Annotated in this window: 17 protein-coding genes and 1 tRNA gene; 12 read left to right on the forward strand and 6 right to left on the reverse strand. The window is 62.8% G+C overall.

The window, feature by feature from the left end:
- Positions 1-175 precede the first annotated feature (175 nt).
- From HNO82_RS15105 to trmB, 5 genes are all read left to right on the forward strand, one after another.
- Positions 176-3,115: an HD domain-containing phosphohydrolase gene (locus tag HNO82_RS15105; RefSeq protein ID WP_175344291.1), complete on the forward strand. Its 2,940-nt coding sequence runs from the start codon at positions 176-178 to the stop codon at positions 3,113-3,115.
- Positions 3,116-3,241: 126 nt separating this feature from the next.
- Positions 3,242-3,895 (forward strand): alanyl-tRNA editing protein, encoded by a 654-nt coding sequence (locus tag HNO82_RS15110; RefSeq protein ID WP_175344292.1) that lies wholly within the window; start codon positions 3,242-3,244, stop codon positions 3,893-3,895.
- A gap of 74 nt (positions 3,896-3,969) precedes the next feature.
- Complete coding sequence (locus tag HNO82_RS15115) at positions 3,970-4,137, forward strand: hypothetical protein (protein ID WP_175344293.1); 168 nt, start codon at positions 3,970-3,972, stop codon at positions 4,135-4,137.
- A gap of 94 nt (positions 4,138-4,231) precedes the next feature.
- Positions 4,232-4,305, forward strand: a tRNA-Gly gene (locus HNO82_RS15120).
- Positions 4,306-4,386: 81 nt separating this feature from the next.
- Positions 4,387-5,106, forward strand: coding sequence for a tRNA (guanosine(46)-N7)-methyltransferase TrmB (gene trmB, locus HNO82_RS15125; protein WP_008325264.1), 720 nt, complete (start codon positions 4,387-4,389; stop codon positions 5,104-5,106).
- A gap of 137 nt (positions 5,107-5,243) precedes the next feature.
- Here the strand turns inward: trmB and recQ are convergent, their stop codons facing one another.
- The 3 genes from recQ to HNO82_RS15140 form a co-directional block, all read right to left on the reverse strand.
- Positions 5,244-7,091, reverse strand: a complete 1,848-nt coding sequence (gene recQ, locus HNO82_RS15130) for a DNA helicase RecQ (protein WP_175344294.1) — start codon at positions 7,089-7,091, stop codon at positions 5,244-5,246.
- A gap of 37 nt (positions 7,092-7,128) precedes the next feature.
- Positions 7,129-8,001 (reverse strand): undecaprenyl-diphosphate phosphatase, encoded by an 873-nt coding sequence (locus HNO82_RS15135; protein WP_008325259.1) that lies wholly within the window; start codon positions 7,999-8,001, stop codon positions 7,129-7,131.
- 162 nt (positions 8,002-8,163) lie between these two features.
- The gene (locus tag HNO82_RS15140) at positions 8,164-9,018 is read right to left on the reverse strand and encodes an undecaprenyl-diphosphate phosphatase (protein ID WP_008325258.1); all 855 of its coding nucleotides are present in this window, start codon (positions 9,016-9,018) and stop codon (positions 8,164-8,166) included.
- Between the two features lie 529 nt (positions 9,019-9,547).
- Here HNO82_RS15140 and HNO82_RS15145 point away from each other — a divergent pair.
- Positions 9,548-9,715 (forward strand): hypothetical protein, encoded by a 168-nt coding sequence (locus HNO82_RS15145; RefSeq protein WP_008325257.1) that lies wholly within the window; start codon positions 9,548-9,550, stop codon positions 9,713-9,715.
- 3 nt (positions 9,716-9,718) lie between these two features.
- Here HNO82_RS15145 and HNO82_RS15150 read toward each other — a convergent pair whose 3' ends face one another.
- A complete protein-coding gene (locus HNO82_RS15150) occupies positions 9,719-10,009 on the reverse strand; it encodes a YkgJ family cysteine cluster protein (protein WP_175344295.1) in 291 nt (96 codons plus the stop codon).
- Positions 10,010-10,154: 145 nt separating this feature from the next.
- Here HNO82_RS15150 and HNO82_RS15155 point away from each other — a divergent pair, with 145 nt between their 5' ends.
- The 3 genes from HNO82_RS15155 to HNO82_RS15165 all read left to right on the forward strand — a co-directional run bounded on the left by HNO82_RS15155 (position 10,155) and on the right by HNO82_RS15165 (position 11,951).
- On the forward strand, positions 10,155-10,784 hold the full coding sequence (locus HNO82_RS15155) for a TetR/AcrR family transcriptional regulator (RefSeq protein WP_175344296.1): 630 nt from the start codon (positions 10,155-10,157) through the stop codon (positions 10,782-10,784).
- A gap of 150 nt (positions 10,785-10,934) precedes the next feature.
- Entirely contained in the window at positions 10,935-11,600 is a 666-nt protein-coding gene (locus HNO82_RS15160) for a protein-L-isoaspartate O-methyltransferase family protein (protein ID WP_008325252.1), read from the forward strand.
- Between the two features lie 27 nt (positions 11,601-11,627).
- Positions 11,628-11,951, forward strand: coding sequence for a rhodanese-like domain-containing protein (locus tag HNO82_RS15165; protein ID WP_175344297.1), 324 nt, complete (start codon positions 11,628-11,630; stop codon positions 11,949-11,951).
- Positions 11,952-12,108: 157 nt separating this feature from the next.
- Here HNO82_RS15165 and HNO82_RS15170 read toward each other — a convergent pair whose 3' ends face one another.
- Positions 12,109-12,753 (reverse strand): TetR family transcriptional regulator, encoded by a 645-nt coding sequence (locus HNO82_RS15170; RefSeq protein WP_175344298.1) that lies wholly within the window; start codon positions 12,751-12,753, stop codon positions 12,109-12,111.
- A 294-nt stretch (positions 12,754-13,047) separates the two neighbouring features.
- Entirely contained in the window at positions 13,048-13,371 is a 324-nt protein-coding gene (locus HNO82_RS15175) for a hypothetical protein (RefSeq protein ID WP_175344299.1), read from the reverse strand.
- On the opposite strand from HNO82_RS15175, the gene HNO82_RS15180 reads away from it, so the two are divergent.
- The 3 genes from HNO82_RS15180 to HNO82_RS15190 are packed head-to-tail and all read left to right on the forward strand — an operon-like array spanning position 13,349 to position 19,169.
- Positions 13,349-14,557 (forward strand): efflux RND transporter periplasmic adaptor subunit, encoded by a 1,209-nt coding sequence (locus HNO82_RS15180; RefSeq protein WP_008325245.1) that lies wholly within the window; start codon positions 13,349-13,351, stop codon positions 14,555-14,557. The two genes, HNO82_RS15175 and HNO82_RS15180, sit on opposite strands and share 23 nt — an antisense overlap.
- Before the next feature lie 11 nt (positions 14,558-14,568).
- Positions 14,569-17,715 (forward strand): efflux RND transporter permease subunit, encoded by a 3,147-nt coding sequence (locus HNO82_RS15185; RefSeq protein ID WP_034349630.1) that lies wholly within the window; start codon positions 14,569-14,571, stop codon positions 17,713-17,715.
- Positions 17,716-17,717: 2 nt separating this feature from the next.
- A complete protein-coding gene (locus HNO82_RS15190; protein ID WP_283810182.1) occupies positions 17,718-19,169 on the forward strand; it encodes an efflux transporter outer membrane subunit in 1,452 nt (483 codons plus the stop codon).
- The last annotated feature ends 468 nt before the right edge of the window (positions 19,170-19,637 follow it).

Consider the following 19,637-nt stretch of genomic DNA (forward strand, 5'->3'; position numbering starts at 1 on the left):
CGCCGCCACCGGGCCACGCCCGCAGACGCCGCGTGACCGCTTTTTGCTGGCCCAACGTAATTCCGGTATATTGACGCGGAGATAAAAGAGGCCGTGTCCCGTTGTGCGCCGGTGGGTGGGCGGCGCCGATGGCATCGCGGGTTCCGCTGCATGTCACCCAGTCACTGCGTGCTCGATGCCCCTTCCCGAACGCCCCTTGTTTGATCCCTCTGATGACGACGCCACCGTGCCTGGTCTGCCGGTGCGCTTCGGCATTTCCGCACTGGTGATGGCGGGCATGGTCCTGCTGGCGGTGGTGCTGGTCTCAGTAGGCTGGTGGGGGGCACGCCAGGTGCTGCTGGACATGGCCGAGCGTTCCGCCGAGGATGCCGGACGCATCATGACCGAGCGCTCGCGACGCATCATCGACCCTGCCGTGGCCACGCTGCGCCAGCTGGCCTTCGATCCGATCACCGAATCCACCCGGCTTGATGAGCGCCTCACGCGCATCGCGGCCTTCTCCATCGACCTGGTTGCCAATCCGCTGGTGTCGGCGGTCTACGTGGGCTATCCCAATGGCGACTTCCTGCTGGTGCGCTCGCTGCGGGGTGCGGAGCAGCGCGCTTTCTTCTCCGCGCCGACTGCATCGGCTTTCCTCGTGCAGACCATCGTGCACGATGCCCACGGTGCGCAGCACGGGCAATACCGCTTCTACGACGCCGAGCTGAAACTACTGAGCCTGCGCGACGAGGCCGGCTATCGCTTCGACCCGCGCACGCGCCCCTGGTACGCCACGGCGGACCGTTCGCTGATCCCCTCCATCTCGGCCCCTTACGTATTTTTCACCACGCGCCAGATCGGTATCAGCCTGTCGCAGCGTGCCCGCAACACCGATGCCGTGGTGGCCATCGACATGACACTCGATGACCTCGCCGCCAGTCTGGGCAACCTGCGCCTGACGCCCCACAGTGAGCTGGCGCTGGTGGACGAGAACCAGCGCGTGATCGCCTACAGCGACATGGCGCGCGTACTGGAGCAGGACGGCGAGAACTTCCGTTTCCGGGGCCTGCCGGAGCTGGATGTACCGAGCCTGTCGCACCTGGCCGAGCGCGCACGGGATGGCCAGACCAGCACGCTCTACAGCGTGGGCGGACGGGAGTGGCTGGGTCTGTCATTGCCCTTCAATGTCATCGACGGCCATGCCCTCAAGCTGCTCATTGCGGCCCCCGGCGACGAGCTGCTGGGCCAGCTCGACCGCAATCGCAAGACCCTGGTACTGGTAGCCTTTCTGGTGGTGCTGGCCTTCCTGCCATTGGGGTGGTGGGCCGGACGCGCCATCGGCCGCAGCATGGAGCGACTCGCCCTGCGGGCCGGACGCATGTCGCGCTTCGACTTCCGCATCCAGAACCGGCGTCGCAGCACCCTGCGCGAGATCAACATGCTCACCGACATGGTGGACCACGTGAGTCTGACGGTAGAAGCTTTCCTCGACATCAGCGCCATCCTCAGTACCGAGACGCATGTCGAAGAAATGCTGCAGCAGGTGCTGGAGAAGTTCGTGCAGGCCACGCGCTGCGACGGTGGCGCGGTCTATCTGTGGCAGCGCGAGGGCAGCCAGATGCAGCGGGCTGCGGCCTATGGCCAGCAATGCGGCCTGGCCGACAGCATGGCCTATGACGAGCAGGGCGCAGAGGCTTCAGGGGCTGCTTGTGCGCTTGAAGCACGCGAGACCGAGGATGGCCGCCTGCGGGTGGAACTGGACCTGCGTGGCCGCAATGGCTCGCTTGAAGGTCTGCTGGTGCTCATGCACGCCCATGACAGCGCCCACGAGGATCCGCGCTTCCTGGCCTTTGCGCGGCGTCTTTCAGGCATGCTGGCCGTGGCCATCGAGACACGTCAGCTGATCGCCGCACAAAAGGCGCTGCTGGAGTCCCTGATCCGTCTCATGGCCGATGCCATCGATGCCAAGAGTCCCTACACCGGTGGCCACTGCGAGCGGGTACCGCACCTGGCCATCCAGCTGGTGGACCGGCTAGCGCAGGAAGACCAGGGCCGCTATGCCGACTTCCGGCTCGACGAAGACCAGCGCTATGCCTTCCAGCTGGCCGCGCTGCTGCACGACTGCGGCAAGGTCACCAGTCCCGAGCACATCGTGGACAAGGCCACCAAGCTGGAAGTGATCCACAACCGCATCCATGAAGTGCGCATGCGCTTCGAGGTTCTGTGGCGCGATGCCGAACTGGATCTGCTGCGCGAGCTCTACACCACCCTGCCCCCGGCCCAGGCCGAAGCTTGGCGCGTGCAGCTGCAACAGCGCCGACAGCAGTTGCGCGAGGATTTTGCCTTTGTCGCGCAGTGCAATGTTGGCGGCGAGGCCATGTCGGACGAGGCCATCGCACGCCTGCGCCAGATTGCCACGCAGACCTGGCAGCGTCATTTCGATGACAGCCTGGGTCTGGCTGACGAAGAGAGCCGGCGGCTCGCCGCCGCGCGTGGCGCTCAGGTGCAGCAGGTGCTTCCCTGCACCGAGCAGTTGCTGGCCGATCGTCCCGAGCACGAGGTGGCCTGGGAAGAGGGGCACCGCCCGCCGGTTGAACGGGGCGATCCGCGCAATACTCTGGGCTTCGACATGCGCTTGCCGCAGGTCCGGCAGAACATGGGCGAGCTGCACAACCTGACGGTACGGCGCGGCACGCTGACCGAGGAAGACCGCTTCGCCATCAACAACCACATCGTGCAGACGCTGGTGATGTTGAAGCGCCTGCCGTGGCCGGACTCGCTCAAGAGCGTGCCCGATACCGCTGCCAATCATCACGAGAAGATGGATGGCAGCGGTTATCCGCGCCGCCTGCGCGCAGCCGAACTGCCCTTGCAGGACAGGGTGATGGCGCTGGCCGACGTCTTCGAAGCGCTGACCGCGGCGGACCGTCCTTACAAGCCGGCCAAGACCTTGTCGGAATCGCTGCGCATCATGGCCAGGATGTGCCGGGAGCAGCACCTGGATACGGAGCTGTTCCGCTACTTCCTGCACAGTGGCTTGTGGCGCAGTTATGCCGATGAACTGCTGAGGGCGGAGCAGCGGGATGCGGTGGATATTGCGGCCATTGAAGACCTGCTTGATCCGCAGCCTGCCTGAATCCCGTGATGCGAAGCGTGAGTCCGCTTTCAGCGTAGAATTTGTGCACCTGTGTTTGGCGTCTCGCGCGTGACACACTTGCGCCGATGTGCCGTACCGATCAACTGTTGCCGTGTGCTCCCGATCATGACTTGCAAAATTTTCTGGTCCGCTCCCTACCAGACCGAACTCGATACGATGATCAGCGCCGTTGATGGGGACCAGGTCCAAGTGGCGCAGACGATCTTTTTCGCTTTTTCCGGTGGGCAGGAGAGTGACGTCGGTACGCTGGGCGGCCATCCCGTGCTGCAGGCGGAGAAGCGCGAGCAAGACATTGTCTACACGCTGCCATCGGGCCATGGACTTCAGGTCGGCGATGCGGTTCGCCTGCAGATCGACTGGATGCGGCGCTATCGCCTGATGCGCCTGCACTTCGCGGCCGAGATGGTGTTGCAGCTGGTCTACCAGATGCGTCCCGGCATCGAACGCATCGGCGCGCATATTGCCGTGGACAAGGCGCGGGTGGACTTCGCCAGCGAAACCAGCCTGGCCCCGCTGTTCCCGGCCATCGAGGCGGCGGCGCGGCAACTGGTGGCGGCGGACCGGCCCATCGTCACGGCCTTCAGCGACGAAGCGGCCGGGCGGCGTTACTGGGAAGTGGAAGGATTTGCGCGCATGGCCTGCGGCGGTACGCACCCTCGCACCACTGCCGAAGTGGGAACGATACGGCTCAAGCGCAAGAATACCGGGCGCGGCAAGGAGCGCATCGAGATTCTGTTGGATGAGCTTGGGCAGGCGTGAAGAAGGAAATACCAGACCGTTTCGAAAACAAGATCATCATCAGGGCCAACAAACCCTGGCAGGAGCCACACATCATGAGCGAACGTCGCGTCCCTCCTGTCGGTCCGGTCCGTGGTATCCGTCCACTCTCCGAGGTGGGTATCAAGAGGACTTATTTCCGGCAATTGAATCAATGGCGCAAAATGTCCGAGCAATATGCCAAAGCCAGGAAGGCGCGTGAGACCAAGGAGCAGGATAAATAAATTGCGCAATGGAATTGGCTCGGGATCAACAAGCCAATCTGGCCGCACCAAGGTTTGCCCGCGCAATAGAATCCCGCGTAAAATACCGGCTCTCGCGGGTGTAGCTCAATGGTAGAGCAGAAGCTTCCCAAGCTTAAGACGAGGGTTCGATCCCCTTCACCCGCTCCAGATCGCTTCCCTGCGGCCCTCTTCGCCCGTCCCTGACCGGCGCGACTGTGCGGGCCGCGCCTCAATTGCTTCGAGTCATCCATGTCTGAAAACAAATCCGGCAAGCCGCTGTTCTACGATCCCAGCGAGCGCCGCATCCGCAGTTTCGTCACCCGCGCCGGGCGCGTGTCGGTCGCGCAAGGACGCGCACTGGAAGAACTCGGACCGCGCTTCCTCGTCCCCTACGACAAGGCCCCGCTGGACCTGGATGCCACCTTCGCACGCCAGGCACCGACCATCCTCGAAATCGGCTTCGGCATGGGCGAAACCAGCGCCAAGATCTCGGCCCTGATGCCCGAGAAAAACTTCATCGGCGTCGAAGTCCATACCCCCGGCGTGGGCAGCTACCTCAAGCTGATCGGCGAAGGCCAGCTGGAAAACGTCCGCATCATCCAGCACGATGCCGTCGAAGTGCTCACCAACATGATCGCCCCCGAGTCCCTGGCCGGCGTGCATGTGTTCTTCCCCGATCCCTGGCACAAGGCGCGCCACAACAAGCGCCGCCTGATCCAGTCGCCCCTGGTGCAACTGATCAGCACCCGCCTGGCCCCCGGTGGCTATCTCCACTGCGCCACCGACTGGGAAGAATATGCCATCCAGATGCTCGAAGTCCTGTCGGCCGAACCGACTCTGAAAAATACCGCGACCGATCCGTCCGGCTACGTCCCGCGTCCGCATTACCGCGATACCACCAAGTTCGAAAACCGCGGCCTGCGCCTGGGTCATGGCGTGTGGGATCTGGTGTTCGAAAAGCGCGCCTGATCGATTCGCCCTCCCCCGGCCCCATGAAAAACGGCATGTTCCTTCACAGGACATGCCGTTTTTCATGGGGCCTACGGGGCAACTGATGCAGAAAACTTCATATCGTCCATTTTCCACCCTCCCCCAGACTCTTGCCGCTATCCACCCTGCATTTCGGCAATCAGGGCGATGATCTGGGCGCCATAGGTCTCCAGTTTCTTCTCGCCCACGCCGGTGACGTGGCGCAGCGCATCCAGCGACTGCGGCCGCGCCTTGGCGATCTCGCGCATGGTGGCATCGTGGAAGATGACGTAGGCCGGCACGTTGTGTTCGCGCGCCGTCTCCACGCGCCACCAGCGCAGCTTCTCGAAGAGCGCCTGTTCTTCGCTGCTGAGGTTGGTCTCGACGAAGCCGGAGCGCTGCGAACTGCGCTTGGCCTTCTCCGGCTTGCGGTAGCGGCGCAACTGCACCTGCTGCTCGCCGCGCAGTACCGGGCGGGCGGCTTCGGTGAGCTTCAGAGCGCTGTAGTTCTCGGCGTCCACGGTCAGCAGACCCAGGGCGATCACCTGGCGCAGGATGGCACGCCATTCAGCCTCGCCACGATCACTGCCGACACCAAAGACGGAAAGCTGGTCGTGACGCCACTGCTTGACGCGTTCGCCATCGATGCCACGCAGCACCTCGATCACATGGCCGGGCGCAAAGCGCTGCTCGACGCGGTAGACGGTAGAGAGCAGCTTCTGCACCTCGACCGTGGCATCGAAGGAAACCGGTGGCGTGAGGCAGGTATCGCAATTGCCGCAGGGGCTGGATGGCTCGCCGAAATAATCCAGCAGGTGCACGCGCCGGCAGTGCAAGGTCTCGCACAGAGACAGCATGGCGTCGAGCTTGGTGCCGAGCACGCGCTTGAAGGTTTCGTCGGCTTCGGATTCGTCAATCATGCGGCGCTGCTGCACCACATCCTGCAGGCCATAGGCCATCCAGGCGTCGGCAGGCAGGCCGTCGCGGCCGGCGCGTCCGGTTTCCTGGTAATAGCCTTCCACGCTCTTGGGCAGGTCGAGGTGGCAGACGAAGCGCACGTCGGGCTTGTCGATGCCCATGCCGAAGGCGATGGTGGCCACCATCACGATCTTGTCTTCGCGCAGAAAGCGCGCCTGGTTCCTGGTGCGCAGCGCATAGTCCATGCCGGCGTGATAGGCCAGCGCATTGAGGCCCTCGCTGCGCAGGAACTCGGCAGTCTCCTCGACCTTCTTGCGCGAGAGACAGTAGACGATGCCGGCATCGTCCGGATGTTCGCTCTTGATGAAGTCCAGCAACTGCTTGCGGCCGTTGGCCTTCTCGACGATCTGGTAACGGATGTTGGGACGGTCGAAGGAAGAAACGAACTGGCGCGCATCTTCCAGTTGCAGGCGGTGGATGATTTCTTCGCGGGTCTGCTGGTCGGCGGTGGCCGTCAGCGCGATGCGCGGCACCTGCGGGAAACGCTCGTGCAGGATGGAGAGCTTGATGTATTCCGGACGGAAATCATGGCCCCATTGCGAGACGCAGTGCGCTTCATCGATGGCGAACAGCGAGATGCGGGCCGACTCCAGCAACTCCAGACAGCGCGGCGTCATCAGGCGTTCGGGGGCGACATAGAGCAGATCCAGATCCCCCTGACGCAGGCGCCGCTCGATTTGCAGGGCTTCGTCGAAACTCTGGGTGGAATTGAGGAAGGCGGCGCGCACCCCGACTTCGGCCAAGGCATCGACCTGGTCCTGCATCAGCGCGATCAGCGGCGAGACCACCACGCCAGTGCCCGCGCGCAGCAACGCCGGGACCTGGTAGCAGAGCGATTTGCCGCCGCCGGTGGGCATGAGCACCAAGGCATCCCCGCCACCGGCGACGTGCTGGACGATCTCGCCCTGATGACCGCGAAAGGACGAGTAGCCGAACACCGTTTCCAGCACGTGCAGTGCACGTTCCTGCTGGGTGGCGCCGGGAGGCAGGGAATCGAAATCGACCATGGAAAACCTGAAGCTGCTGCGTAGCAAAGGCGCTATTTTATTGCAGCCAGCCCCGCGACACCGCCAACAGCAGGAAAACACCCAGCGCAGCTCGATAGACGATGAAGGGCCATGTCGAGAAACGCTCCAGGAATTTCATCAAGCCCCAGATGGCGACAAAAGCCGAGACACTTGCCACGACCAGGCCGAACAGCAGCACGCCCCAGGCTTGCAGCGGGATATGCGCATGCAGCAGCACGGCCAGCTCCTTCAAGCCAGCCAGCGCGATGGCAGGCAAACCCAGCAGGAAGGAAAAGCGCGCGGCTTCCTCGCGACGGAAATTCAGGAACAGCGCGGCGGTGAGCGTGGAGCCGGAACGCGAGACCCCCGGGATGAGCGCACCGACCTGTGCCAGCCCGACGATCATGGCATCGCGCAGGCGCATCTGGTCGACACTGCGGCGATGGCGGCAGACCAGTTCCGAGATCGCCAGCAGCACCGCCATGACGATGCAGGACCAGCCGATCACGGAGAGGCTGCGCAGCGGCGAGCCGCAGGCGTTGAGCACGTGCGACAAGGCCAGTCCGGCAATGCCGATGGGAATGGTGGCCAGGAGGATGGCCACGGCCAGCCTGAACATGGGATCGGTGAAATCGCGGCGACGCCAGGCAGCCAGGCTGCCACCGGTCACCGCCGTCACATCGCGCCGGAAGTAGCTGATCACGGCGGCCAGCGCCGCCAGCTGCATGGCGGCGGAAAAGGCCGAGCCCGGATCATGCCAGCCCAGGAAGGCCGGTACCACGCGCATGTGGGCGGTCGAGGAAATGGGGAGCAGTTCGGTGATGCCCTGGACGATGCCGAGAAAACCGATCTGCGCGTAACTGAGGGAGGCAAAGCCGATATCAAGCCCGGCGCTGCAGACGTTGGCCATGGGGTGTGCTCTGAAGGGAGTTGGCGAAAAGAATGTTGTGAACCGGTGCCGGCAGCAAGGCCGGCCACGGGTGCAGCAGTGTACCGCGCCCGCCGGGGCGCGGGCTGACAGGCGCCTGACGTCCGCACAGGCATGCGCTGTGCGATGTCAGGCGCCGCTGGATCACTCCACCCAGGCGACCACGCCGGTATAGGCAGTCACCAGGACGATGATGCCGAAGACGATGCGATACCAGGCGAAGATGGTGAAATCGTGCGAGCTGATGTAGCGCAGCAACCAGCGCACGCACAGGAAGGCCGAGACGAAGGCGGCCACGGTACCCACGGTGAACAGCGGCACGTCGGCAGCCGACAGCAGGGCGCGTTCCTTGTAGAGCGAATAGAGGGTGGCGGCGAAGAGCGTGGGGATGGCCAGGAAGAACGAAAACTCGGTGGCCGCCTTGCGCGACAGGCCGAACATCATGCCGCCGATGATGGTGGCGCCCGAGCGGCTGGTACCGGGGATCAGGGCGAAGGCCTGGGCGATGCCGACCTTGAGTGCGTCCAGGGCGGTCATGTCGTCTACCGTTTCGACGCGGGCCGAGGCCATGCTCATGCGGTCCTTGTTGCGACGCTCCACCCACAGGATGATGAGGCCGCCGACGATGAAGGCGATCGCCACCGAGACCGGGTTGAACAGCATTTCCTTGATGCGGCGACTGAACAGCAGGCCCAGGATGGCCGCCGGCAGAAAGGCGATGATCAGGTTGATCACCAGGCGCTGCGCCTTGCGGTCGGTGAACAAGCCGGTCAACACGGCAGCGATGCGCGCACGGTACTCCCAGCACACCGCCAGAATGGCGCCGGCCTGGATGACGATCTCGAAGACGTCGGCCTTGTCCTTGGAAAATTCGGGACCCGTGAACTGCAACAGGCTGTTGGTCAGGATCAGGTGGCCGGTGGAGGAAATGGGCAGGAATTCGGTCAGGCCTTCGACGATGCCCATGATGAGCGCCTTGAGCGCGAGGAGAGTGTCCATACGGGTGCTGTGAGTGGCTGTGGTGGTGGGGTTGAAGGGAAATGAAGGAAATTGCTGCTGCCGGGCCCGAAAGCCCGCCAATTCGGCCCTCCGGGCGCCTGGATACGCAAACGGGTGAAGCAATCTCCCGTTTTTGGGTGGCCGGCTACCGTCAAGCACGGTCACGGGGCCGCCCAAACCCGGGCAGGACGGTTTGCGTTGCCATCAAGCGGCCTTTGGACCTCACCGGCATGCAGAAAGTGCACTCGGTGCGCTGCAACAAAAACGGATTTTACCTTAGCAGGGTGACAAAACTCGCGTTTTCCTGTCAGCCATTCGCACGAAGCTGACTTTTCATTCATCCCATCCCCGGCGGGGCAGGAGCGGGAGGCGGCCTGCCGGGCGGTGCAGGGAGATCTTTCGCCGGGACCCGGATCAGGACACATCGGCCCCGTATCAGCGCTCATTTGATGCCAAACTCGCCAGATGATGCCGATCCGTGGTACAAAGGCAGGGTTCCTCCCTCCCTTTTATCGATTCAGGAGCAGCGGTGCATCATCGACACGAAGAAAGTACTGCCGATCTGAAGGAGCTGACCACCATCGCTCCCATCAGCCGTGAAGCCCATGCCGCCCACCTCAAGGAAAAGGTGGATACCCGGCGGCTCATCGAGGATATTCGCGAAGAAGCGCGACGGCGGCGCGAGGAAGCCTTCTAAACTTCAGGCTTCCTCTTCCGGTCGCCGGCCAGCCTTGCTGCCCGGCGCGGTCAGCGTCTCCAGTTCACTGAGCCAGGTAATGGCCTGGCTGCGGTTCTGCCCACACATCTCCAGCGAAGGCTGCAAGCCGGCGCAGAAGGCCGGACGCTCCGGCTGGCCGAAGATCTTGCAGCGCATGTCCTCCCCCAGTTGCACACAGGGCACATTGGCCGGCTTGCCATGCGGCATGCCGGGAATCGGGCTGGTGATGGAGGGGGCGATGCAGCAGGCGCCGCATGCGTCTCGGCAGTTCATGGGCTTTCCTGGTGGCCGGTGGTATGCGGGGACTGCATTGTAGTGCATCGTGCTCTCTGCGGCTTGCGTGGAGGGCTTGCGCTGCTCGCTTGACGCCGGCGCGATTTGCCACTTACATTGCCCCGTCCCGGTAATCTTGTTTCTCATGTCAGCATCGGCCAAAGAACCGCGTTGGGAACGACGCAAGCAGGACCGCCCCCAGGAGTTGCTGGCGGCGGCTCTGGAGTTGTTCGTCGAACGCGGCTATGCCGCCACCCGCCTGGAAGACGTGGCGGCCCGCGCGGGCGTCTCCAAGGGCACGCTCTATCTCTACTTCGACGGCAAGGAAAGCCTCTTCAAGTCGGTGGTGCGTACCAACATGCTGCCCCTGCTGGACCAGGCCGAGGCGCGCATCGAGGGCCATGCCGGCAGCAGCGGCGAACTGCTGCGCGAGCTCATCATGCACTGGTGGCAGGCCGCCTCGCACTCCGGCGTGATGGGTATTGCCAAGCTGATGGTGGCCGAATCCGGCAACTTCCCCGAGCTGGCGCGCTTCTACCATGACGAGATCACCGCCCGCGGCGACGCCACGGTGGTACGCGTGCTCGAACGCGGCATGGCGCGCGGGGAATTTCGCCGCATCGACGCCCAGGCGATGAAGAAAGTCATCATCGCCCCCCTCATCATGCTGATGCTGTGGGAACGCTCACTCGCACCCTGCGCGGCCGATCCCATCGATCCGCAAGCCTACCTGCAGAGCATGATCGACCTCTGCCTGAATGGACTGAACACCTGATGCCAGCCTGACACGCTCGCATTGCATTGAGGAAAACCCGCAACACAAGCCGGCCGCTGGGCTTATTCCCCGCACAGATGGGCTGATTAGGGCGGCGGTGTTTGCTAAAATGCTGCCTTTCCGTCGCAATTGATTAATCGAGCCACCGCCATGAATATCGAACAAGCCCGCTTCAACATGATCGAGCAGCAAATCCGCCCCTGGAACGTGCTGGCGCAGGATGTGCTGGACCTGCTGATGGTCGTCAAGCGAGAAGAATTCGTCCCGGCCGCCTATCGCAGCCTGGCTTTCTTCGACACCGAGATCCCGCTGCCGGGTGGTGAAAACATGCTGGCTCCCAAGATCGAAGCGCGCATCCTGCAGGAAGCCAATGTGAAGAAGCACGAATACGTGCTGGAAATCGGCGCAGGCTCGGGCTACATGGCGGCCCTGCTGGCCCACAAGGCCCGTCACGTGACGACCGTGGAAATTTCCCCCGAACTGAAGGCCCTGGCCGAGCAGAACCTGGCCGACTACGGCGTGGCCAATGTGGACGTGCAACTGGGCAATGGCGCGCAGGGCTGGACCGGTGCCGACGGCAAGGCAGCTGAATACGACGTCATCGTCATCTCCGGCTCGCTGCCGGTGCTGCCGGAAGCCTTCGGCAAGCAGCTCAAGATCGGTGGCCGCCTGCTGGCCATCGTCGGCTCGGCCCCGGTGATGGAACTGCAACTGATCACCCGCACCTCGGAACACGCCTTCGAGACCGTCAATATCGTGGAAACCCTGGCCAAGCCGCTGCATGCAGCGATTACGCCGTCCCACTTCACGTTCTGAATCACCAGGCCGAGACAGGAAAGCATCATGGAGCACATCTCTGCCCCGGAACTGGCCGCCTGGATCAACGATCCGGACCGCCCCACGCCCCTGCTGCTGGATGTGCGCGAACCCTGGGAGCACCAGACCTGCCACATCACCGGTTCGCAGCTGGTCCCGATGAACACCATTCCCGGCCGCTTCTCGGAGCTCGATGAAGAGCAGCCGGTGGTCTGCATCTGCCATCACGGCGGACGCAGCATGCAGGTGGCGGCCTTCCTGGAGCGCCAGGGCTTTACCAGGGTGATCAACCTGAGCGGCGGCGTACATGCCTGGGCCAATGAGGTCGACCCCGCGATGCCGACCTACTGATCCGGTCTATCGCTTCATATCGCACTCTGGCCGGCGGGCGTCATGCACATAGCGCAGGCCGACCAGACGGGGGCCGGGTTCTCCGGCCTGCCTGATTTTCCCTGTTTTTTTGCTTTTTACTTCATATCGCCTGAGAACCGCCCGGGTCTTGAGGGATTCAGTCCGGCTGCACCTTCTGCAGGGACGGCGCGGTCTTGAGGGTATGGAGCGAGGCCGCCAGGATGCGTTCGCCGTCCTTGACCAGGTCGAAGCTGTCCGGCGAAAAGAACCAGTCGGTGAGCAAGCCACTGAAGGTGGCATGCGCCGCCAGGCAGGCCAGGCGGATATCCAGCGTGACCGGAAGCTGACCGCGCGCAACCGCGTTGAGCAGGATCTGCTCCAGTCGCAACAGCCCGTCCACATGGCATTCGCGCTGGCGGATGAGGATGGGGTCGTGGGCGTCGGCGAATTCGCACTTGTTGAAGATGATGTCGAACACGCGTCGGCAGCGCTCGTCCGTCGCAGCCATGGTCAGCACATAGACACCGCTGCGCAGGAACTGGCCCAGCGGATCTGCGACCTGCGGGCTGGCATTCTCCTCCAGTACCGCTTCCATGGGCAGGCGCACGCGCTCGCACATGGCGTCGAACAGATCGCTCTTGTTCTTGAAATGCCAGTAGATGGCCCCGCGCGTGACCTCGGCCGCCTTGGCCACGTCGGCCAGCGAGGTCTGGGAGACGCCGCGCTCATGAAACACCTGCTCGGCCGCATCAAGGATGCGGGAACGGGTTTCCAGCGCTTCTTCCTTGGTCGATCGGGCCATGTCAGCAAGCTCCAGCAGAAAGAACGATGACGCCGCCCATCAGGCCCGCCATCCCATGCGCATGTTGCAAATGCACATCATCCGGCGCGGGCGCATATTCGTCAAAGGCTTCATGTGCGCAGCAATGGTCATGAAGAAATAAGTGAGATTCATGCACAATATCAGGGCCTCTGTTTCGTCTTCCTGGCAGCGCGGCAACACCCGCTGTGCAGAGGGAAGAGCTCAGGTTCTCGGCAGCGAAGACGGCATCTGAGTCCCTTTCGCACGAAAATGCAAGGTATCGCTCATATTTTGCTACGCCGTCTCGAACAATTTTGCTAAATTAATGTGATGTTGAGAAGAAATACATACATTCATGGATGTATGTATAATAGCATCCGCTTCAAGTCCCTGCCGTTCATCAAGTGCAAAAAAATTCATCACCCTGGCCGCGAGGCCGGTGGGGATCTTTTGCATTGCAACAACCTGCGCCCTGGAACATCCATCCCCTCCGACTGTGGATGACAGGGTCAGCATCATCGTCGTGACCGGTTCTACCGAATTCGTTTCATCGCCGCCCCTGGCGGCTTCAACTTTACTTTCGTGCGAGATATCTATGAGCTCAGTCAGTCGTTTCACGCGCCTCACCATGACCGTCGCCGTTGCCGCCGCGCTGGTTGCCTGCGGACAGAAACCCGCCGCGCAAGGCGGCCCGATGCCGCCGGCCGAAGTCTCGGTGGTGACCATCACCCCGCAGCGCGTGGCCATCACCAATGAACTGCCGGGCCGGGTGGAAGCCTTCCGCGTGGCGCAGGTACGCGCACGGGTGGCGGGCATCGTGCAAAAGCGCGTCTTCAAGGAAGGCAGCGAGGTCAAGGCAGGCCAGGTGCTCTTCAAGATCGATCCGGCCCAGTACAAGGCCAGCCTGGAAAGCGCACAAGCCACGCTGGCACGCGCCCAGGCCAACCTGACCCAGACTTCGCTGACCGCGCAGCGCTACAAGCCGCTGGTGGAAGTCAATGCCGTCTCCAAGCAAGAATATGACAACGCCGTGGCGGCCCAGAAGCAGGCCGAAGCCGACGTGGCCGCCGGCAAGGCGGCCGTGCAGACGGCCAGCCTGAACCTGGGCTATGCCACCGTGACCTCGCCCATCTCCGGCCGTATCGGCCGCGCGCTGGTGACCGAGGGCGCCCTGGTGGGCCAGGGGGATGCCACCCAGCTGGCCCTGGTGCAGCAGCTCGATCCGATCTATGTCAACGTGACCCAGTCCAGCGCCGATCTGTTGAGGCTGCAGCAGGCCATGGCGGCCGGCCAGTTGAAGAAGGTCGGCGACAACAAGGCCAGCGTGACCCTGGTGCTGGAAAACGGCCAGCCCTACGACCAGCCGGGCAAGCTGCTGTTCTCCGATGTGAGTGTGGATGAAAGCACCGGTTCGGTCTCGCTGCGCGCCGAATTCCCCAATCCCAAGCGCCTGCTGCTGCCGGGGACCTATGTGCGGACCAAGATCGAGCAGGCTGTCGATGAGCAGGCTCTGCTGGTGCCGCAACAGGCTGTGATGCGCGACGCCGGCGGTTCGATCGTGATGGTGGTCAATGCCGAGAACAAGGTCGAACCGCGTCCGGTCAAGACCGGCGGCGCACGCGGCAACAACTGGCAGATTCTCGATGGCTTGAAGGAAGGTGATCGCGTGATCGTGGAGGGTCTGCAGAAGGTCCGCCCGGGCGCCACCGTCAAGCCGGTCCAATGGAGTCCCGCGGGCGCTCCCGCCGCCGCTGCCGGCCAGCCGGCCAAGCAGGACGCGAGTGCCCAACCGAAAGCTAACTAAGAGGCTGCCAGATGGGAAAGTTCTTTATTGATCGCCCCGTATTTGCGTGGGTGCTAGCGATCTTCATCATGCTGGCCGGTGCGCTGGCCATCACCGGCTTGCCGGTGTCCCAGTACCCCAACATTGCGCCGCCGACCATTGTGGTCACGGCCACCTATCCGGGTGCAACCGCACAGACCCTGGACGATTCGGTGACCAGCCTGATCGAACAGGAAATGAACGGCGCCGATGGCCTGCAATACATCGAGTCGCAAAGCCAGGCCAACGGCCAGGTGCAGATCACCATCACCTTCTCGCCGGAAACCAATCCGGACCTGGCGGCGGTGGATGTGCAGAACCGCTTGAAGCGCGTCGAGGCCCGCCTGCCGGCGGCCGTGACGCAACAGGGCGTGCAGGTGACCAAGTCGCGTTCCAACTTCCTGCTCTTCATCGGTTTGTCTTCCACCGATGGCAAGCTTGATCCGGTGGCGCTGGGTGACTATCTGTCGCGCAATGTCCTGAACGAAATCAAGCGCGTGCCCGGTGTCGGTCAGGCGCAGCTGTTCGGTACCGAACGCGCCATGCGCATCTGGATCGACCCGAACAAGCTGATCGGCCTGAGCCTGACTCCGGCCGACGTGACGGCGGCCATCCAGGCACAGAACGCACTGGTGGCCGGCGGTACCCTGGGTGCCTTGCCCAGCCCGGGCACCCAGCAGATCGCCGCCACCGTGGTGGTGAACGGTCAGCTGACCTCGCCCGAGCAGTTCGGCAACATCGTGCTGCGCGCCAATGCCGATGGCTCCAGCGTACGCCTGCGCGATGTGGCCCGCATCGAAGTCGGTGGCCAGAGTTATGACACGTCCGGTCGCCTGGATGGCAAGCCCTCGTCCTTCATCGGCGTGCAGCTCTCGCCCACTGCCAATGCGCTGGGTACCGCCACGGCCGTGCACAAGAAGATGGAAGAGCTGTCCAAGTACTTCCCGGCGGGCGTGAAATACACCATCCCGTACGACACTTCCAAGTTCGTCAAGATCTCGATCGAGGAAGTGGTCAAGACCCTGATCGAAGCCATCGTGCTGGTGTTCCTGGTGATGTTCCTGTTCCTGCAGAACATCCGCTACACCATCATCCCGACCATCGTGGTGCCGGTGGCGCTATTGGGGACCTTTGCCACGCTGCTGCTGTTCGGCTTCTCGATCAACGTGCTGACCATGTTCGGCATGGTGCTGGCCATCGGTATCCTGGTCGATGACGCCATCGTGGTGGTGGAGAACGTCGAACGCATCATGAGCGAGGAAGGTCTCTCGCCTGCCGACGCCACCCGCAAGGCCATGGGTCAGATCAGCGGCGCGCTGATCGGTATCACCCTGGTGCTCATCGCAGTGTTCATCCCGATGGCCTTCTTCGGTGGCGCGGTGGGGGCGATCTATCGCCAGTTCTCGCTGTCGATGGTGGCCTCGATGGTGTTCTCGGTGCTGATGGCTTTCACTCTCACGCCGGCGCTGTGCGCGACCATCCTCAAGCCGGTGGAAAAGGGGCATCACCACGAGAAGAAGGGCTTCTTCGGCTGGTTCAACCGCAAGTTCAACACCACCGCCAATGGCTACCAGGGCTTGATCGCTCGCATGCTGGGCAAGGCCGGTCGCTACATGATCGTCTACGTGGTCATCGTGGCGTGCGTGGGCCTGCTGTATGTGCGCCTGCCGGCATCCTTCCTGCCCAACGAAGACCAGGGCTACATCATCACCAACGTGCAGCTGCCGCCGGGCGCGAGTACCGCGCGTACTACCGAGGTGGTCAAGCAGATCGAGCAGTACTATCTCAAGGATCCGGCGGTGGAGCATGCCATTGCGGTGCTGGGTTATTCGTTCTCCGGTAATGGCCAGAACGCGGCACTGGTGTTTACTCCGCTGAAGGACTGGTCCGAGCGCGACAAGTCGCAATCGGCTGATGCGATTGCTCACAAGGCATTCGGCACCTTCTCGCGGATCAAGGATGCGATCGTCTTCCCGCTGAACCCGCCGCCGATTCCGGAACTGGGTAATGCGACCGGCTTCACCTTCCGTCTGCAGGACCGCGCCGGTCTGGGTCACGCTGCACTGGTGCAGGCTCGCAACCAGATCCTGGGCATGGCGGCCCAGAGCAAGGTGCTGGCCGGGGTGCGTCCGGAAGGTCTGGAAGATGCGCCGCAGCTGCAACTGGACATCGACCGCGACAAGGCCAATGCGCTGGGCGTACCGTTCTCGACGATCAACAGCGTGCTCTCCACGGCGCTGGGTTCGGCCTATGTGAACGATTTCCCCAACCAGGGCCGTCAGCAGCGCGTGATCGTGCAGGCCGATGCCAATCGCCGCCTGCAACCTGAAGATCTGACCAACTTGTACGCCCGCAACGCCAATGGCGGCATGGTGCCCTTCTCGGCCTTCGTGACCGCGAAGTGGATCAATGGTCCAGTGCAGCTGATCCGCTACAACGGCTATCCGGCCATGAAGATCGCCGGCGGTGCAGCCCCTGGCCGCAGTACCGGTGAAGCCATGGCCGAGATGGAATCCTTCGTGACCAAGCTGCCGCCGGGCTTCGGTTTCGAATGGACCGGCCAGTCGCTGGAAGAAAAGACCTCCGGCAACCAGGCCCCTGCCCTGTATGCGCTGTCGCTGATCGCGGTGTTCCTGGTGCTGGCCGCCTTGTATGAAAGCACCTCGATTCCGCTGGCGGTGATGCTGGTGGTGCCGCTGGGTATCCTGGGTGCGCTGCTTGGGGTGACGCTGCGCGCCATGCCCAACGACGTTTACTTCAAGGTGGGGATGATTGCGGTGGTGGGTCTGTCGGCCAAGAACGCGATTCTGATCATCGAGTTCGCCAAGGATCTGCAAGCGCAAGGCAAGGGCCTGATCGAAGCGACGCTGGAAGCGGTGCACCTGCGCTTCCGTCCCATCATCATGACCTCGCTGGCCTTCATTCTTGGCGTGTTGCCGCTGGCCATCGCCTCCGGTGCCGGTTCTGCCAGCCAGCGCGCCATTGGTACCGGCGTGATGGGCGGCATGATTACCGCCACCGTGCTGGCAGTGTTCCTGGTGCCGATCTTCTTCGTGGTCGTGCGCAAGATTTTCAAGGGCAGCGAGCGTCAGCGCAAGTTTGACGCCGACCACTCGCCCAAGATTGATAGTGGAGAATGACAATGACCAATATGTCGTTGCCGCGCTCGCCTCGCCTGCTGCAATTATGCGCAGCGCTGATGGTGGCCGGCGTACTGGGGGGCTGCTCGCTGGCCCCCACTTATGACCGTCCGCAAGCGCCGGTGGAAGCGGCCTATCCGGCTGATGCAGCAGGCCGTGCCGAGCTGCAGGCTGTCAATCTGGGCTGGCGCCAGTTCTTCCCGGACCAGCGTCTGCAGCAACTGATCGCCGCTGCGCTGGAGAACAACCGTGACCTGCGCACGGCCGTGCTCAACATCGAGGAAGCGCGTGCGCAGTATCAGATCGCCCGCGCTGATCTGCTGCCCAACCTGAACGTCACTGGCAGCGCTGCGCGCGCGCGTACTGCGGCCAGTCAGTCGCTGACGGGGCAGCCGTTCATCAGCAACAGCTATCAGGTCGGCCTGGCGGTGCCAGCCTACGAGTTGGACTTCTTCGGCCGCGTACGCAACCTGAAGGATGCGGCGCTGGCGACTTATCTCTCCACAGAGGAGGCCCAGAAGTCGGCACAGATCAGTTTGGTGGCACAGGTGGCACAGGCGTATCTGTCCGAGCGCTCCTATGCAGAACAGCTGCAGCTGGCCAACGACACCCTGAAGTCGCGCGAGACCGATCTTGACCTGGCAAAGCGGCGCTTCGACGTGGGCGCCAGTTCTGCGCTGGACTTCCGTCTGACGCAGACGCTGGTCGAGTCGGCCCGGGTGGCCAAGGCTCAGCTGGAGCGCCAGCGTGCGCAGGCCGAGAATGCGCTCACGCTGCTGGTGGGCAAGAAGGTAGGGGATCTGCCGCCTGCGCAGTTGCTGTCGGATGAGAAGATCGTCACCGATATTCCGGCGGGTCTGCCGTCGGACCTGCTGATCAATCGTCCGGACATCCGTTCGGCCGAGCAGAGTCTGCTGGCAGCCAACGCCAACATCGGCGCGGCACGCGCGGCCTTCTTCCCGCGCATTTCGCTCACTGGCAGCTTCGGCAGTGCCAGCAGCACGCTGGGAGGCTTGTTCGAGTCAGGTTCGGGCGCGTGGAGCTTTGGTCCCTCGCTGTCTCTGCCAATTTTCGACTTCGGACGCAACAGCGCCAATCTGGATCTGGCCGAAGTACGCAAGAACAAGGCCGTGGTGACTTACGAGAAGACCATCCAGACTGCCTTCCGCGAAGTGGCTGATGCGCTGGTGGCGCGTGGTTCGCTGGAGGATCAGGTCAAGGCACAGGAGGCTTTCCTGGCGGCCCAGCAGGAACGCTTGAAACTGACCGACCTGCGCTTCAAGAACGGCATTGCGTCTTCGCTGGATCAGCTGGATGCGCAGCGTGATCTGTTCTCGGCGCAGCAGGCCTTGATTCAGGCGCGGCAGTTGCGCTTGAACAATGCGATTGATCTGTACAAGGCACTGGGCGGGGGCATCCATGAGAATACGGTGACGGTGGCGACGAAGCAGTAAGTCGTTGGCATGTCCGTATCATGATGATGCAGCCATGATGGAAATGAAGAAGCCGGCTCTGCCGGCTTTTTTATTGTCTGTCGTTTGGGTGTGTTTGCCGTGCCCGGTATGTGTGCGGGGATTCGGGTGGAATCTTGGATTTTTACCTGTGCATAAATTAACAGCCCTGGTGCGCAGTCAATCCGGCTGTGTATAAATCTAAGTTCCTGTTTTTCAGCAACCGCCTGGGCCAAGGGTTGACGGCCGACTGGACGCACCAAAACCAAAGATCCTGTCTGTCAATTGATGCACAAGCGTTTGCCGGTGGCCTGCGGGTCTGTGCATAACACTAAGAGAACGTGTGTACCTGATCGTCGCGTATGGGCGAGATGTCGGCTCTCGCCAGGGCAAACGGACATCAATACAAACCGGCCGCCCAAAGCAAAAACCCTCGCTACTTTCGTAACGAGGGTTCTTGGGAGTAACAAG

Source organism: Herbaspirillum sp. C9C3, assembly GCF_013359625.1.
Lineage (GTDB): Bacteria > Pseudomonadota > Gammaproteobacteria > Burkholderiales > Burkholderiaceae_D > Herbaspirillum.